The 16,233-nt window shown below is 59.3% G+C and carries 11 protein-coding genes; 5 read left to right on the top strand and 6 right to left on the bottom strand.

What is annotated here, in order from left to right:
• Positions 1-5 precede the first annotated feature (5 nt).
• Positions 6-1,949 carry an ABC transporter substrate-binding protein gene (locus VWZ81_RS13520; protein WP_416543321.1) on the bottom strand — a complete coding sequence of 648 codons (1,944 nt, stop codon included), beginning with the start codon at positions 1,947-1,949 and terminating at the stop codon, positions 6-8.
• Positions 1,942-3,720 (bottom strand): ABC transporter ATP-binding protein, encoded by a 1,779-nt coding sequence (locus VWZ81_RS13515; RefSeq protein ID WP_340544393.1) that lies wholly within the window; start codon positions 3,718-3,720, stop codon positions 1,942-1,944. The genes VWZ81_RS13520 and VWZ81_RS13515 overlap by 8 nt, the downstream gene beginning before the upstream one ends.
• Positions 3,721-3,996: 276 nt before the next feature.
• Here VWZ81_RS13515 and VWZ81_RS13510 point away from each other — a divergent pair, with 276 nt between their 5' ends.
• From VWZ81_RS13510 to VWZ81_RS13500, 3 genes are all read left to right on the top strand, one after another.
• Positions 3,997-4,506, top strand: coding sequence for a class I SAM-dependent methyltransferase (locus VWZ81_RS13510; RefSeq protein ID WP_416537232.1), 510 nt, complete (start codon positions 3,997-3,999; stop codon positions 4,504-4,506).
• 107 nt (positions 4,507-4,613) lie between these two features.
• Positions 4,614-5,243: a glutathione S-transferase family protein gene (locus VWZ81_RS13505; RefSeq protein WP_416543320.1), complete on the top strand. Its 630-nt coding sequence runs from the start codon at positions 4,614-4,616 to the stop codon at positions 5,241-5,243.
• A gap of 120 nt (positions 5,244-5,363) precedes the next feature.
• Positions 5,364-6,029 (top strand): TetR/AcrR family transcriptional regulator, encoded by a 666-nt coding sequence (locus VWZ81_RS13500; protein ID WP_416543319.1) that lies wholly within the window; start codon positions 5,364-5,366, stop codon positions 6,027-6,029.
• Positions 6,030-6,038: 9 nt separating this feature from the next.
• Here VWZ81_RS13500 and VWZ81_RS13495 read toward each other — a convergent pair whose 3' ends face one another.
• Positions 6,039-9,461: an indolepyruvate ferredoxin oxidoreductase family protein gene (locus VWZ81_RS13495; RefSeq protein ID WP_416543318.1), complete on the bottom strand. Its 3,423-nt coding sequence runs from the start codon at positions 9,459-9,461 to the stop codon at positions 6,039-6,041.
• Positions 9,462-9,601: 140 nt separating this feature from the next.
• On the opposite strand from VWZ81_RS13495, the gene VWZ81_RS13490 reads away from it, so the two are divergent.
• Positions 9,602-10,072, top strand: coding sequence for an Lrp/AsnC family transcriptional regulator (locus tag VWZ81_RS13490; protein WP_340544400.1), 471 nt, complete (start codon positions 9,602-9,604; stop codon positions 10,070-10,072).
• Between the two features lie 45 nt (positions 10,073-10,117).
• Here the strand turns inward: VWZ81_RS13490 and VWZ81_RS13485 are convergent, their stop codons facing one another.
• Positions 10,118-10,510 (bottom strand): DUF3307 domain-containing protein, encoded by a 393-nt coding sequence (locus VWZ81_RS13485; protein WP_340544401.1) that lies wholly within the window; start codon positions 10,508-10,510, stop codon positions 10,118-10,120.
• Between the two features lie 292 nt (positions 10,511-10,802).
• Between VWZ81_RS13485 and VWZ81_RS13480 the strand changes: the two genes are divergently transcribed.
• Complete coding sequence (locus VWZ81_RS13480) at positions 10,803-13,760, top strand: ABC transporter transmembrane domain-containing protein (protein WP_416543422.1); 2,958 nt, start codon at positions 10,803-10,805, stop codon at positions 13,758-13,760.
• A 100-nt stretch (positions 13,761-13,860) separates the two neighbouring features.
• Here the strand turns inward: VWZ81_RS13480 and VWZ81_RS13475 are convergent, their stop codons facing one another.
• Positions 13,861-15,093, bottom strand: coding sequence for a mandelate racemase/muconate lactonizing enzyme family protein (locus VWZ81_RS13475; protein ID WP_416543317.1), 1,233 nt, complete (start codon positions 15,091-15,093; stop codon positions 13,861-13,863).
• A 27-nt stretch (positions 15,094-15,120) separates the two neighbouring features.
• Positions 15,121-16,212, bottom strand: a complete 1,092-nt coding sequence (locus VWZ81_RS13470; protein ID WP_416543316.1) for a zinc-binding dehydrogenase — start codon at positions 16,210-16,212, stop codon at positions 15,121-15,123.
• Between the last annotated feature and the right edge of the window lie 21 nt (positions 16,213-16,233).

The raw sequence follows: 16,233 nt of genomic DNA, 5'->3' as shown, positions 1-16,233 counted from the left end.
GTCCCTCAGCCTTTGCCGTCTTCGAAGAAGAACTCATCCGGGCGGTAGATGCCAAAATGGGCGCCCGGATCCCAGGCCCAGATGCCTTTTGTCGGCACATTGCGCAGACGATTGCTGACAACAACAGGTTGCGGGGCCGCAGCAACCAGACCGATTGCATAGACTTCATCAGCGTGGATCTTCAGCATTTCCTGCCAGACCTTGGTGCGGGTTTCGTCCGTTGTTGCGGCTTCCCAGGCGTGCCAGAGTTCCATCAGTCGCTGGGCGGGTTCGAGGTCCGGTGCCTCCCCAACGTCACCTCCGGTCTGATGGTATTGGCCCCATTTCGGCCAAGACAGAAACACCTGATCGGTCGGTGCCAGATAAGCAGGCGAGGTATAGGTTTGCGGCAGCCCGTTGTCCCAGCCATACCAGACCGAGGCCATTGTGGTGCCGGAAAACACCCGGTTGCGCAGGATGTCTCGATCAAGGGGCCGCATCACCAGTTTGACGCCAACATCGCGCCAGTCATCGGAGATGATCTGTAGCGCGTTTTCTACCTCCTGACGTTCGCCGGCGGTCTCCACGACAAGTTCCATGGGGCGGCCATCGGGCAGTTTACGGATGCCATAGCTGTCACGCTCGCTCAGCCCGGCTTGGTCCAGAAGCTGGTTTGCCAGCTCGGGGTCATATTGAGCCCAGGCCTCGCGCAGGGCGGGATCAAAGAAGGGGCTGGCCTCAAGCACCGTCATCGCCCCCGGCTTTGCCAGTTTGAAATAGAGCGCCTTGTTGATGCCGGCCCGGTTGATCGCGACAGAGAGGGCCCGGCGTACACGCGTGTCGCGCAGCACCTGGCGCCATTGGTCGTCGTTTACGTTGAGATTTGGATAGATGGCGATCTGAGAAGCAGTTCCATTGCCCCAGAGATAGGTCTTGTAGGCGGCGCCATCGCTCTCTCCCTTGCGCAGGATCGGAATATCGCGAAAGCCAAGTCCGCGGGCTTGCAGGTCCGCTTCGCCGGCATTGGTCTTGGCGGCGACCAGGCCGCCTGCCACGATTTCCATCTCGACCGTGTCGATATAGGGTAGCTGCACGCCCTTGCTGTCGACACGATGGTAATAAGGATTGCGCACGAAGAGATGCCGGATCTTCTTGCCCGAGGTTGCATTGATCCAAGGCTGCAAAGTCGGCAATTCGTGGTTGTCGAACTTATACATATTGTCGAGCTTGTTGTGCAGGGCGGCCCAGCTCTTGACCCGGGCATAGTCCACTTCCTCAGCGAGCTTTTCGGGGTCGGCGTAATCGGCATGAAACTGTTTCAGATAGACCGATGGGCGATAGATGAAGGGCGGGCTGGCCTGCGCAAGACTGTGCAGGAAACTGGGATTGGGGGCAGCCCATTCGTAGATGATGGTTGTTTCATCAGGAAAACTGACGGTTGGCAGCGCCCCATCCACCCGCAGATAATCCGGGGCGCCAGTAGGGTTGAGCAGCAGGTTATTGGCGACGTCTTTCCACCAGTATTCAAAATCGGCAGAGGTGAAGGGATCACCATTTGACCAGCGGTGACCCGGACGCAGTTTCAAGGTGAAGCGGCGATTATCCTCAACCTCGAAATCCAGCAGGATGTCTGGCTGTAGCTGATAGGTCTCGTCATAGCCCGCCAGTCGGGCGTAGCCGTACACCACCATCTGCCGGATGTCCTTGGACCGCGTCACCATGGTGTTGAGCGTGCCGCCCTGGACCCCGAACTGACGGCCCTTGGCTTCCAGATCGACGATCAACGGGACCTCGGGCACTCGTTCGGCGACGGGCGGCAGGTCGCCGGATTGCACCTCCTGTTCCCAAAATCCGCTTTCGATCAGTTGTGCGGGCGTGGCGAGGGCCGTCGAGGCCATTGCCAGACTGAGGGCATGGGCCAGAACCGCGCCAGTTGCGAGGGTCTTCAGGGATGAGCGCAGATTAAACATGACAACGTACCTTATGTCCGGGCTCCACTTGTACCAAAGGCGGTGCCGTGATGCCGGAGAATTTGAAACGGTCTGGCCAGCTGTCGGGCGATCCGGCGCCCTGTGCTACCAATTTGAGATTGATCGGGCGCTTGATGCTCGGTTCCGGCTGCGCAGCAATCAGTGCCTTGGTGTATGGATGCTGAGGATTGTAAAACAGCGTTTCAGGCGGCGCCTGTTCTACCACCATACCACGGCGCATTACAGCGACCTCATCGGCGATGCGTGCCACCACAGCCAGGTCGTGGCTGATAAAGAGATAGGACAGTTGCTGCTGATCGCGGATGTCCTCCAGCAGTCGCAGGATCTGTTCCTGGACCGAGACGTCCAGGGCCGATGTCGGCTCATCGCAGACGATCAGCGATGGATCGAGCATCAGCGCGCGGGCGATCGACAGGCGTTGGCGCTGACCGCCCGAGAACGCATGTGGATAGCGAAGCAGCATTTCAGGTTGCAGGCCCACCAGCCGCAACATCTCTTCGGCGCGATCCCGGCGGCTGCTGCGATTGCCCAAACCGTGGATCTCCAGAGGTTCCGTCATGGCATCCTGAACACGCATCCGCGGCGACAGCGATGAATAGGGGTCCTGAAACACCATCTGGGCGGCTCGTTGAAACGCCGTCCGGCTGCTGCGGTCCATGTCATGAACAGAAATCGGTGCGGCATCTGCTGCGGGTCTGAACAAGACTTCCCCGCCGGGGTCGGGGGCTTCGGCGCCAAGCGCAATACGTGCGGCTGTTGTCTTTCCCGAACCACTTTCGCCGACGATTGCCAGCGTCTTGCCGCGCGGGAGCGCTAGATTCAGCTCTTTGCAGGCATGAATAAGGGTGGGCGCAGACCAGCCTTTGCCAGCCCGCAACGCGTATGTCTTGGAAATGTTGCGCAGTTCAAGGATCAGATCGTCCTGCGGCACAGGGGAGACGGGTTCTGGTGTCTCGGGGATCTGCGGGGCCGCCCTGAACAAAGCCTGAGTGTAGGGATGCGCGGGCGCGCCAAGGACAGCTTCGGCACTGCCGGATTCCATGACGCGGCCTTTGTGCATGACGACGACTTGCTCTGCCATATTGGCGACAACACCCAGATCGTGGGTCACCAGGATCATCGCCATGCCGGTATCGCGCTGGAGGTCTTTCATCAGGCCCAGTACCTGTGCCTGGGTGGTTACGTCCAGCGCCGTCGTCGGTTCGTCCGCGATCAAAAGATCAGGCTTGGCGACCATCGCCATCGCAATCATCGCGCGCTGGCGCATCCCGCCGGACAGCTCAAAAGGATAGGATTTATAGGTGCGCTCAGGATCCGGGAAGCCCACCCGTTCAAAACAGGTCAAGACCTCGCGCTTGGCGGCGCTTTCGCTCTTGCCACCATGCAGCCAGAGTACTTCGGCAACCTGATTGCCGATCCTGTGCAGTGGCGAAAGAGAGCGCATCGGCTCCTGAAAGATCATTGCGATTTCATTGCCGCGAACGTCTCGCATCTGCCGCTCGCCCAGCGTGCGCAGATCCCGTTCGCCACCGCCGTTGGCGCCACGCCACAAGATCCGGCCCTGCCTGATCTGCGCGGCCTTCGGCAGGATCCGCAGGACAGCACGACAGGTCACGGTTTTGCCCGAGCCGCTTTCTCCGACAAGCGCAACGGTTTCACCTGCGGAGACGGAAAAATTCACGTCTCTCACAACCGGGTCACCCTGGCCAAATCCGATACTGAGGTTCTCGACAGACAGCAGAGGCGTCATTTAGCCTAAGCCGCCAAGCCGTTGCGGCGCTTGCATAGCGGTTCCATATCCCCTGTTTTTTTCGCCCACTGTCGCGCGCCACTGGGGCAATAGTCAAATCCCATTTCCATACCCTAAAGATTGATGCCAAAAAATTGAGTGCGCGCGAGCAGCCCAGGTTCATGCAAAAGCGCAGAGACGCATAGCTTCCGGATGCTACACATTCGCGACGATCTCTGTCACAGCTGTCGCAACTTGCGGCCTTAGTGCTGCCACGGTCATCTAAGGGAGAATGTCATGAACGCGCAGAATACCACCACACGGCTTGATCTGTTTATCGACCGGATGGTGTCGCAGCGGGCCTGTCTGGATGCGGCTATTGCGCAGACCGCGGGCCGGACAGAGCCGGTGTTTGAACTGGGGTTAGGCAATGGCCGTACCTTTCACCACATGCGCGAACGCATTCGTGATCGTGACGTCTATGTGTTCGAGCGCGCCGTCGCCTCGCATCCTGACAGCACGCCAGCGGAACATCTGACCATCCTTGGTGACGTTCGTGAAACACTGCCTGCAGCCGCAGACCGGTTTTCGGGAGGCGCCAGCCTGATCCACGCCGACCTGGGCGGGCATGACCGCGAAAAGAACGACGCCTTCGCGAGGATGATCTCGCCTCTGGTCGAGCCGCTTCTGGCGGTGGGCGGCCTTATGGTGTCCTCAGACCGGATGTATTTCGACTCGCTGGTGGAACAGCCTTTGCCAGCGGGGGCGGTTCCGGGGCGGTGTTTCATCTATTGCCGTGTGAGCTGATCCGCGCGTGTCAGCTGCGGTTGCGACGTCGGGTTTGACTGGCGCCGCGGCCTTCCGGCGACCTAGGCTGCTTGAGACGTTCCGAAACGCAGATGAGAGGCCGCACTATGATATTTTACGATTGCAGCACCGCCCCCAACCCCAGACGAGCGCGGATGTTCATCGCAGAAAAGGGGCTGGAGATCGAGACGCGCGACATTTCGATTGCAAAGGGCGAACAATTGTCTGAGGCGTTTCGGGCGGTCAATCCGCAGGCGACGCTGCCGGTCCTGGTGACGGATGACGGGCTGACCTTGACTGAGAACCTGGGGATTGCGGCCTATCTGGAGGCGCTCCACCCGGAACCGCCGTTGATGGGGCGCACTCCGGCGGAAAAAGGGCAAGTCCTGATGTGGCATGCGATAGTAGAGGCGCAGGGCGGACTGCCGATCGCCGAAGCGCTGCGAAACAGCCACCCGGCCTTTGCCCACCGGGCCATTCCCGGCCCCGAAAATCATGCTCAGATTCCAGAGTTGGCAGAACGAGGTCTTGCCCGAACTGCGAGGTTTTTCGATCTGCTGGAGGCGCGCTTGCAGCAAAGCGTCTTTGTCGCTTTGGACGATCTGACCCTGGCCGACATTGCCGCCTTTGTTTTTGTCGACTTCGCCCGGGTCATCAAGATGCGTATCCCGGCAGACAATACTGCGACCCGCGCGTGGTACGATAGGATCGCCGAGCGCCCAAGCGCCCGATTGTGAGAACACTTGTAGGACCGGATGGACAGCCTGTACAAACAGCGGCAAGTTGTGCGGGCAGATCATCCGTGTCGTCTACGGCCCGCCCGCCGAGGTTTCAATCCAAGTATTCAGAGGTCAGCCATGGCTGAAAAACCGATCCTGCACCGCGATGATCCCGAAGCCATCCCATTGGTTGGCAACGTCAAGGTCACGCGTGCAGATTGGCTGAATGTGGCGATGGATGTGCTGATTACCGACGGGGTCGAGCAGGTCAAGGTGCTTGCGCTCGCGGAACGCATGGGGGTTTCTCGGTCTTCGTTCTATTGGTATTTCAAGTCACGGCAGGATCTGTTGGACGCGCTGCTGACCAATTGGGAACAGACCAATACGGTTGGCCTGATGGGGCAGGCTGAAGCTGCGGCAGAGACCATTACCGCCGCTGTCCTGAATGTGTTTCGCTGTACGGCGAACCCGCAGTTGTTCAACACGGCTCTTGATTTCGCGATACGGGACTGGGCGCGCAGATCCGGCCATGTGCGCAATATTCTGGACATGTCGGATGCCCGCAGGATCGATGCGTTGACCTCGATGTTTCGGCGCTATGATTACCCTGAACGCGATGCAGAAACGCGGGCCAAAGTGCTCTATTACATGCAGCTGGGCTACGACATGGCGGGCCTTAATGAGCCGTACGAGCAGCGGCTCAGCATGACGGGGGCTTATCTGGAGGTCTTTACCAGCCAGTCGGCCAGCCCCGCAGAGCTGGCCGAATTTGCGGAATACGCCAAACAGTACTGGCGCCCCTGAGACGCGGTCTCACATCGCAGTGAGCAGCTTGTCGACGTCGGCCCTGGTCTTTTCGGCGGCGGCCATGCGCACCGGTCCGTATCCACGGATATCCATCGGTGCAGTCAGCACGGACAGCCATTTGTCGTGATCCTCTGCTGTATAGCGTACGGCGGCCTGCTGGAGGATGCCCTGATACCAGCTGAGCAGATCGCGGTGCAGACGTGCCTCTTCGTGATGACCGAAGGGGTTCCAGCGATGGCCTCTCAGGCGGCGTCCCTTCGCCAGAAGGCGGAGCGCCGGACGCATCCAGCCGCCGAACTGGATTTTGCGGGGGCGGCCCCGCGCATCGGTTTTGCGGCTGATGAGCGGCGGGGCAAGGTGATAGTTCACCTGAAAGTCGCCCTCAAATTCGGTTTCGGGCTGATGCGTAAAACGATCGTCGCTCAGAAGGCGGGCCACTTCGAATTCGTCCTTGTAGGCCATCAGTTTGAACAGCGATCTTGCGGCCGCCTTGACCAGCTCTTCAGACCGATCCGCAGGAAGGGCATCGCGCAGGGTTTCCAGCTGGGCAGTATAAGATTGTGCATAGGCAACATCCTGATAGCCGGTCAGAAACGTGGCACGGCGGTCAATCAGCTCGGCCAGGGTTTCTGTGCGCGCCTCCTCTTCGGAGTAGAGATCTGACAGGCGCGCCGGATCATGAGCGAAGGCCCGCCCGATGGCCAGGGCCAGGCGGTTCTTCTCGATCGCAACACCGTTCAAGACAATAGCCTGATCAAGGGCGACGAGGCTGACCGGAACCAGTCCCTTTTGCCAGGCAAAGCCCAGCATCATGACATTGGCCAGAACGGCATCGCCAAGCAGAGTTTCTGCCGCTTCATTCGCGTTGAAGCCCGACAGGTTGTCGGCACCGATAACATCGGCGATGGATTTTTCGCGCAGAGTGGCCATCAAGTCGGCATCACGGCGCAGGACCAGATCGCCTGTGGGCATTTCGGCGCGGTTCAGCACCATTTTCGTGCCCTCGCGATAGTGGGCTGACGCTTTCGGAGCGGAACTGACCACCACGTCGCAACCGATTACCGCATCTGCCGCACTTTGGTCGATACGCACCTGATGCAGCGCGTCCGGTTCATTTGAAAGGCGGATGTAGCCGAGTACGGTGCCGAACTTCTGTGCGAAGCCGGTAAAGTCCAGGACGCTGGCGCCTTTCCCTTCCAGATGCGCGGCCATAGTGATCAGAGCACCGACCGTGACGACGCCCGTACCGCCGACACCGGTCACCAGAAGATCGAACGGATCCTCCAGCGATGGCAAAGCAGGCATAGGTAGGCCAGCGGTCAGCGTACCAATGTCCAAAGCGGCAATTTCTTTCTTGCGCCGCGTTGCACCTTCCACGGTTACGAAGCTTGGGCAGAAACCATTCAGGCAGGAGAAATCCTTGTTGCAGCTTGAAAGGTTGATCTTGCGTTTTCGGCCAAAGGGGGTCTCTTTCGGCTCGACACTCAGGCAGTTGGATTCCACCGAACAATCGCCGCAGCCCTCACAAACCAGATCATTGATAAAGGCAAACCGCTTTGGATCCTCCATTGTGCCACGCTTGCGGCGGCGGCGTTTTTCGGTGGCGCAGGTCTGTTCGTAAATCAAGACGGTAACGCCGGGGTTCTCCCGCAGCTCGCGTTGGACGGTGTCCATTTCGGCACGGTCGTGAAAACTGGTGCCCGCAGGGAAATCGGAGGAGGAGAACTTGCCGATCTCATCGGACACCAGCGCAATCCGGTCGACGCCTTCTGCGCGGCAGGTCTGGGCGATGCCTGAGACACTGACCGGTCCATCCACCGGCTGGCCGCCGGTCATCGCGACCGCATCATTATAGAGGATTTTATAAGTGATATTTGTGCCCGCAGCGACCGCCTGACGGATTGCCAGAGAGCCGGAGTGATACCAGGTGCCCTCGCCAAGGTTCTGGAACACATGCTTGCCGCCGTTGAATTTCGAGGCAACTGTCCAGGGCACCCCTTCGCCTCCCATCTGGGCATAACCGGCGGTGTCGCGGTCCATCCAGCTGGCCATGACATGGCAGCCAATTCCCGAGTTGGCCTTGCTGCCTTCAGGCAGTTTAGTGGAGGTGTTATGAGGGCAGCCCGAACAGAAATAGGGGGTGCGGGTGGCACCGGGGATATTCAGCAACTGAGGGGGCTTGGCGGTCAGGCTATCTGCCCGCTCCAACAGGTTTTCCTCTGGGAAGAACCGGTTCAGGCGTTCCGCCACGATCGGCACCAGCTGCAAAGGCGACAGCTCACCTGTCCAGGGGATCAGCGGGTTGCCCTGACTGTCATGTTTGCCGACCATCCGTTCCGGTTTGTCGCCTGGCCAGTCGTAGAAATATTCCTTGAACTGGCTCTCGATGATGCCGCGTTTTTCCTCGACTACCAGAACTTCCTGTTTGCCTTTTACAAAACGCAGCGCCTCGGTGCGCGCCAGTGGCCAAACCATCCCAACCTTGTAGATATCAATACCGAGACGTTTGCAGGCGGCCGCATCAAGTCCGAGCAGGCGCAGCGCCTCCATCAGGTCCAGATGTCCCTTGCCAGTGGTGACAAAGCCGAATTTTGCCTCCGGCAGATCGTAGATCCGCGTATCAATCGGATTTGCCTCGGCGAAGGCACGCACCGCACGCAGCTTGGCGTGGATCCGGGTCTCAATCTCCGGCGAGGGCAGGTCTGATCTGCGGATGTGCAGCCCGCCTGGATAATCGGGCAGTTCGGGGTAGGAGAAAGCGCGGTCCGGGCGCAGGTCCACGGACCGTGCGCTTTCCACGGTTTCCGAGACGGCTTTGAACCCCACCCAGGTGCCCGAATAGCGCGACAGCGCAAAGCCGTATTCGCCAAACTGCAGGAATTCCCCGACATCGGCCGGGTTCAGGACCGGCATGAACCAAGACATGAAGGCCACGTCGGACTGATGTGGCATTGAGGAGCTGACGCAACCATGGTCATCGCCTGCAACGACCAGAACGCCGCCCTTCTCGGATGAACCATAGGCGTTGCCGTGCTTCAGCGCATCGCCGGACCTGTCGACCCCCGGTCCCTTGCCATACCACATGGAGAACACGCCCTCGACCTCGCAGTGAGGGTCAAGAATGGCCTGCTGCGCGCCCAAGACGGCGGTTGCGCCCAGATCTTCGTTCACGGCGGGCATGAAGGTGATGTTATTGGCGTCCATGCGTGTGCGGCTGCGCCAGAATTCCAGATCAACGCCGCCCAGCGGAGAGCCGCGATAGCCGGATACAAAGCCTGCGGTATTCAATCCGGCCGATCTGTCGCGCCGTGCCTGATCCAGCATCACGCGCGCCAGCGCCTGGGTGCCGGTCAGGAAGACGCGGCCCGTCGTCATCTCATACCGGTCATCCAGCTGGTAACTGCGAAAATCGTGGCTGAGCTGGGTCATTGGAGTATCCCTTGCAATGATACGATCATATGCGCGAAATGATAATCCACATTGTCTGGATATTCTTGCCAGATTACCTCTGTTTTGCTCCATTCATGAATGATATTTCCGTGTGGTGTAAGAATTTGGATGATTTTACCATGGATGATGATCTCACCCTTGATGATCGGGACCGTCGGATCCTGACGCTGCTGCAACAGGATGCGCGGATGTCGAATGCGGATCTGGCAGAGGCGGTGGGGATGTCAGCTTCGGCGTTGTGGCGGCGGGTGCGCGCACTGGAGGAGGCGGGTGTCATTGAGCGCTATGGCGCGGTGGTGAACGCGGCGGCGATGGGGCTGGGATTTCACGCGATTGTCCATGTGCAGCTGACCCGTCACGACCGCGAAAAGCTGGCGGACTTCATCAAGGCGGTTGAGACCAGCCGTCTGGTTCAGGAATGCTATGCCACCACGGGGCAGTCGGATTACCACCTGCGGGTATTGGCGCCTGATCTTGACGCTTACAATCGGTTTCTTGAGGAGTTTCTGTTCCGCCTGCCTGCGGTTGCCAGTGCGCAAACAAACGTGGTGCTGCGGACCATCAAGCGCGACGAACCTGTCACGCGCTGAGCTTTGTCCCGGGCGCCGACAGCTTAGGTCGCGCTGCTTCGGCTTTCAGCCGAAACTGACATGCGCCCAGGCAGCTGCCATCGCAAGATAGGTGAGTTGGTGTAAGGCCTGGTCGGTGCCCATCGCGCGCCAGTAGACAGCCATATTCGGTGCCAGTTCCTTGCGTTTGGAATAGCAGGCCTTGCAATAGTCGATGTTGAAATGTGCCACCCATTCCAGCGCGCAGATGATCAAGATGAAGCCAACCGGAGCGCCCATGATAACAAAGGCTATAATGGATCCCATCACATGCACGCCCGCATGTTGTGCCCGTCCGGCATGCAGATATTCACCACGACCCGAGAGCATCTTGGGTGTTTGCAGGTAGAAATCCGCAAACATGTGTTTGATCTGAAGCAGGCAAAGCAATCCCAAAAGGGATGCGAGGTGGTCTGTCAAAGCAATGGCCCCGTTTTGTGTCGCGCGCTGAAAGCTTACGTATTTTTTCGAAACAGGCAAATGGCCTGTGGCACTAATCGCCACGACGCTCCGTCATCTGGATAGGCTTTGGGCAAGGTCAGCTGGATTGAGCCGGACGACACGGCGTGTGACGTCCGTCTTGCCATTGCCTGCAACTGGCAATCCGGGCTAGGCATATCGGGATCAGTTTCCGTAACATTTTCCATTTCGGAGCCGTCCCATAGAACGCACTCTTTTTCGGTTTATCTGGAACTACTCAAAGCGCGACCAACTGGTTCTGTTGGTGGTCACGGCCTGCCTGTTTCCACTTCTCTATCTTACTCTGGAACTGCCAAAACGCATCATCAACGATGCTATCGGGGCGCAGAGCTCCACGATTGACCTGCTTGGGTACGAGCTGAACCAGCTGCATTATCTCTGGCTTCTCTGCGGTGGATTTCTTCTGGCGGTTCTCGCGCATGGTCTGCTGAAAATGCGCATCAACACGATGAAGGGGGTTCTGGCCGAGCGGATGCTGCGGCGGTTTCGCTATCGGTTGATCTCGCGTGTTGTGCGATTCCCACAGCCGTATTTCGAGCGGGTAAGCCAGGGCGAACTGGTGTCTATGATCACCTCGGAAAGTGAGCCGATGGGGGGGTTGATGGGGGATGCGGTCAGCCAGCCGGTGCTACAGGCCGGTCAGATGCTGACGATCCTCTATTTTCTGTTCATGCAGAGTGTCTGGTTCGGTCTGGCGGCGGTTGCGCTAATTCCCTTGCAGGGCTGGTTGATCCCGATGTTGCAGCGGCAAATCAACCTGTTGAACAAGAAGCGTATTCATCAGATCCGCGCTTTGGCCTCCGAGATCGGCGAAAGCGCTGCTGGCGCATCTACCCTACGTCTGAACGGCGGTTGGCGTTACCGGATGGCTGTCATCACGGATCGGCTCGGATGGCTCTATGACATCCGGTTTGCGATCTATCAGAAAAAATTCTTCATGAAGTTTCTCAACAACTTCATTACCCAGCTGACACCGTTTCTGTTCTATGCAGTTGGCGGCTATCTGGTGCTTGAAGGCAAGGTCTCGCTCGGTGCACTGGTTGCAGCCCTTGCCGCCTACAAGGACTTGGCATCGCCCTGGAAGGAACTGCTGGCCTATTACAACCAGACGCAGGATATGGCGTTGCGCTGGGATGTGATCCTGGAGCGATTTGACCCGCCCGGCATGGTCGATGAGGCCTTGATGACGGGCGCTCCCGAGGATCTGAAACGGCTTCGGGGCGATATCGTCGTGGAGGGGGTCAACGTCCGCGATGCGGATGGCAATCTTGTTCTGGAAGATCTCAATGCCCGCTTCCCGGCAGGCAAGGTGATCGGGGTTGCCGCGCCCTCGGAGGAGGATCGCCGTGCGTTGGCGGGATTGTTGACCCGCGAATTGCTGCCTTCGGCGGGCAAGGTCTGTATCGATGACCAGAACATGCGTGAAATTCATCAGGCGGTGATCGCTGCCCGCATCGGTCATGCCACGTCCCGCCCGGTGCTGTTTCAAGGCTCTTTTGGCGACAATGTGATGATGCCGATCAGGCAGCGGCCGCTTGGTACCGCGCAGGACCTGCGGCGCTATGATGTGGCGCAGCGTGCGGGTAACAGCCCAGATCCACTGGACGCCTCCTGGCTGGACCCGAGCCTGGCCGGGTTCTCCAGCGAGGCGGAGCTGCGCGACTGGTGGCTGCGGTTGGTGTCGGGGATCGGGTCCGATACCGCCCTGTTCCGTCGTGGCGTCGAACAGCGTTTTGATGCCAAGAGTCATTCAGAATTGGCGCATCAGCTGGTCGAACTGCGGCCAAAGGTGCAGCAGGCGGTTACCAAGGCGGGCCTGGAACAATACGTGCACTTTCTGGCGTCAGATCGGTACAATCCGGCCCTGCCGGTGGCGGAGAACCTTCTCTATGCAACCACGCAAGCGCGGATCACCGAAGACGTCCTGAGGCAACAGAATGATTTTCTGGATCAACTCAGGGCACTCGATCTTGACGTCGATCTCGTCGCGCTCAGCCGTGACGTGGTGGAAATGCTGCGGCAGATCTTTGGCATTGACGGTACCGATCATCCGCTCTTTCGCAAGCTTGGGCTGGAGGCTTCGGCCTATGAGGGGGCGCTGGCGCTGGTCGACAAGACCCGGAACGATGGCGTCTCTACGCTGAGCCATGAAGAACTTGCGCGGTTACTTATCGTGCCTTTCAGCATCTCTGCCGAACAAATCGGTGCTGCGTTCAGCGATGAGATAGAAGAGCGCATTCTTGCGTTCCGCCAAAGCCACTCCAAGCAGTTGATGGCGACGCTGGGTGATATTTTCGAGCCGCTTGATGAGGGGGCCTTTGCTCCGGGTCTGACGGTGCTCGAGAATGCCCTGTTCGGCAAGATTTCCGATAGCGCCGGCGGGCGAGCCGAGGAGGTGCAGAAGCTGGTCTCAGAGGTTCTTGTCGAGAACGGCGTGCGTGATCGGGTTGTTGAGCTGATTTTTGATCTGCCGATTGCGATAGGCGGGCAGGGGCTTGCAGCCAGCTTTGCCGAGCCGCTTGCCTTCTCACGCGCTTCGATCAAGCGCCCGGATATCCTGATCCTAGACGCTGCAATGGCGAGCTACGATCTGGATACACGCATCGCCATTCACAAGAACCTGCGCCATCTTTTGCCAGAGACGACGCTGATCTATCTGGGCAGCAGTTTCGAAAGCCCGGATGTCTTCGACAGTTATTATGAGCTTCGCCAGGGCCGGTTGGTGAGTGACACCCCCGCTGCGGATGCGGTCAGTGATGGTGCGGGCAGTGCTGATCTTGCACGGAAACTACGGGCGCTTGAGCAAACGGAGCTGTTCTCCGAGCTCAACCGTCGCCAGCTCCGGCTTCTTGCCTTTGGGGCGCGCTGGTATACCGCCAAGGCTGGTGACACGGTGTTTCTCAAGGACGATGAAGCGAGTGACGGCGCTTATATGATTCTGGAGGGCGAAGCGGGCCTATATCTGCCGCAGGAAGGTGATGACAGCCGTCTCGTAGCCAAGGTCGGTGCCGGTCGTCTGGTTGGCGAACTGGGATTGATCCGGAAGGAACCCAGGGCGCTGAGCATGATTGCCGAAAGCGAGCTGACGTGTTTGCGGATCGGTGAGGAGGAGTTCCTTGCAGTTGTCGAAAACGATGCCGCAACGGCTTTCAAACTGTTGCAGGTGGTTGCTGGCTACGTGTCGAGCTAGCGCGGCCGAGACTTGTGGCAGGGCACGCGCAGGCCGGATGGTCAGACAGGCGGCGCGCATGCGCGACAGGTTCGAAATCCTACTGCGACGGGTAGTTCTGTTATTTGGTTTTGGGCGGCGCGCCGCCGACAAAACTGTTACCATCGGCGTAGTTGCAGGGGGCATCCTGCATATTGAGGTGCAAATCGTCTCCCTCGAATGGATCGGCGCGGGCGAGATCTTCGTCTACCTCGATACCAAGGCCGGGGGCGTCCGAGGGGATGACGAACCCAGCTTCGATCGTGATGCTCTGCTTGATCAAAGACATGTGGAACGGCGTTTCAATGGTCTCGATCATCAGAAGGTTCGGGATCGACGCCGCCAACTGGATATTGGCAGCCCACTCCACCGGACCGGCGTAGAGATGCGGTGCCATTTGGGCACCAAAAACCTCGGCGATGGCCGCAATCTTCTTGACCTCCCAGATGCCACCTGCCCGCCCCAATGCGGGTTGCAGGATTTCGGCCGCGCCAGCGCGCAGCACAGCGGCAAACTCAGCCTTGGTGGTCAGTCGTTCTCCGGTGGCAACGGGAATGCGCACCCGTTCAGCGACACGGGCCATATCCGCGACCAAATCGGGGGGGGTCGGCTCCTCGAACCACAAGGGACTATAGGGTTCAAGAGCCTGCCCCAACCGAATGGCGCCGGCGGGCGTGAACTGGCCATGGGTTCCGAACAGTAGGTCGGCACGATCTCCCACAGCCTCACGGATCGCTCGGCAGAAGGCGACGGATTTCGTGATGTCAGATTGCGCCGGCATATGCCCGCCGCGCATCGTATAGGGACCGGCGGGGTCGAATTTGATCGCTGTATATCCGTTCTCCACAGCTGCAATGGCGGATTCAGCTGCCAGCTCGGGGCTGTTCCAGAACGCATCCATCTCGTGATGGGGCTGCGGATAGAGATAAGTATAGGCGCGCAGCCGCTCGTTCATTCGCCCGCCGATGAGTGCGTGAACCGGACGATCGCGATCCTTGCCGAGAATGTCCCAACAGGCGATTTCCAGTCCTGAGAATGCGCCCATGACGCTGAGGTCGGGCCGCTGGGTGAAACCTGACGAGTACGCCCGTCGGAACATCCATTCGATGTTTTCTGGCGATTGTCCCAGCATGTGGCGGTCAAATACATCACGGATCACGTGGCTCATCGCGTCTGGGCCGATCGAGGCCGCGTAGCATTCGCCCCAGCCGATGATGCCGGTATCGGTGGTCAGTTTGACGAGGATCCAATAGCGCCCTCCCCAGCCGGGCGCGGGTGGGGCTGTGACGATGATGTCGAGGTCTTGCAGTTTCATGTCATTTCCCCGTGGCTACTGAACGGTTTATTGGTCGAAAACGATGATGTTGCGGCGCGCCGAGCCCGTCTTGGTGTCTGCGATCGCTGCATTGATCTCTTCAAGCCGCCACCGGCCGGAGATCAGCTCGTCCAGCTTCAAACGTCCTTGTTTGTAGAGGTCTACCATCCATGGAATATCGCGCTGGATAACGACGTCGCCCATTTTCGACCCGATCATGCCCTGACCGATAGCCGCCATGATCACGGGTTCGTAGCTGGCTTTCGCGCCGGAATGGGGCATGCCGATCATCACCATGCGCCCACCGACACCGAGATACCTTGTGGCCTGATCGTAGGCGGGGATCGCACCAACGGTGACCAGGACGACATCTGCACCGCGACCGCCAAGCGCTTTGTAGGCGGCCTTCCAAGGGGCATCCAGACTGCCGAGAACCGTATGGGTGGCCCCGAACTCTTCGGCAATGGCCAGCTTATCCTCGCTGAGGTCGACAGCGACGATGCGGCGGGCGCCGGCGATGCGGGCGCCCTGAATCGCATTGAGGCCGACACCGCCTGCACCAATCACCACAACATCCTGGCCTGCGCGCAGCTGGGCGGCGTTCACCGCAGCGCCGATACCGGTGATCACGCCGCAGGACAGAAGTGCGGCAACGTCTTTACCCAGATCTGCCGGAATTTTCACAATCTGGCGTTGGTCAACCACCACCCGTTCTGCAAATGCACCGCAGGCCATGGCCTGCATCAGGGGGGAACCTGCAAGGGTTTTCAGCGGGCCATTGATAGCATCATAGGGGGTCTCGCACAGCGTTGGAGCGCCCCCTGCACAGCTGGGACAGCTGCCGCAGGAGCGGATCAGGGTCACGACCACGCTGTCGCCTTCGGCGAAGCCATGAACATGCTCGCCAACGGCGCTGATCACGCCGGCAGCCTCGTGACCATAGACAGCGGGCAGGAAACCACCCCAGGCACCCTCCGCATAGGAGATATCACTGTGGCAGATCGCGACGGCATCCAGTGTGACCTCCACTTCACCGCTACGCGGCGCGGCAAGCTGGACATCCTCGATCACAAGCGGGCTGCCGAACTGATGGCATACGGCTGCTTTAACGATAGGCATGTCGCGTCTCTCCCCTTTTAG

The organism is Phaeobacter sp. JH20_34 (genome assembly GCF_048056095.1).
GTDB classification, from domain to species: Bacteria; Pseudomonadota; Alphaproteobacteria; order Rhodobacterales; family Rhodobacteraceae; genus Phaeobacter; species Phaeobacter bryozoorum.
Note: the sequence above shows the minus strand (reverse complement) of the source record. Positions and strands in the feature narration are given on the sequence as shown.

What these genes read in the sequence shown, in the direction of transcription:
- VWZ81_RS13520 (WP_416543321.1), bottom strand. Translation starts at nt 1,949, where the DNA reads ATGTTTAATCTGCGCTCATCCCTGAAGACCCTCGCAACTGGCGCGGTT.
- VWZ81_RS13515 (WP_340544393.1), bottom strand. Translation starts at nt 3,720, where the DNA reads ATGACGCCTCTGCTGTCTGTCGAGAACCTCAGTATCGGATTTGGCCAG.
- VWZ81_RS13510 (WP_416537232.1), top strand. Translation starts at nt 3,997, where the DNA reads ATGAACGCGCAGAATACCACCACACGGCTTGATCTGTTTATCGACCGG.
- VWZ81_RS13505 (WP_416543320.1), top strand. Translation starts at nt 4,614, where the DNA reads ATGATATTTTACGATTGCAGCACCGCCCCCAACCCCAGACGAGCGCGG.
- VWZ81_RS13500 (WP_416543319.1), top strand. Translation starts at nt 5,364, where the DNA reads ATGGCTGAAAAACCGATCCTGCACCGCGATGATCCCGAAGCCATCCCA.
- VWZ81_RS13495 (WP_416543318.1), bottom strand. Translation starts at nt 9,461, where the DNA reads ATGACCCAGCTCAGCCACGATTTTCGCAGTTACCAGCTGGATGACCGG.
- VWZ81_RS13490 (WP_340544400.1), top strand. Translation starts at nt 9,602, where the DNA reads ATGGATGATGATCTCACCCTTGATGATCGGGACCGTCGGATCCTGACG.
- VWZ81_RS13475 (WP_416543317.1), bottom strand. Translation starts at nt 15,093, where the DNA reads ATGAAACTGCAAGACCTCGACATCATCGTCACAGCCCCACCCGCGCCC.
- VWZ81_RS13470 (WP_416543316.1), bottom strand. Translation starts at nt 16,212, where the DNA reads ATGCCTATCGTTAAAGCAGCCGTATGCCATCAGTTCGGCAGCCCGCTT.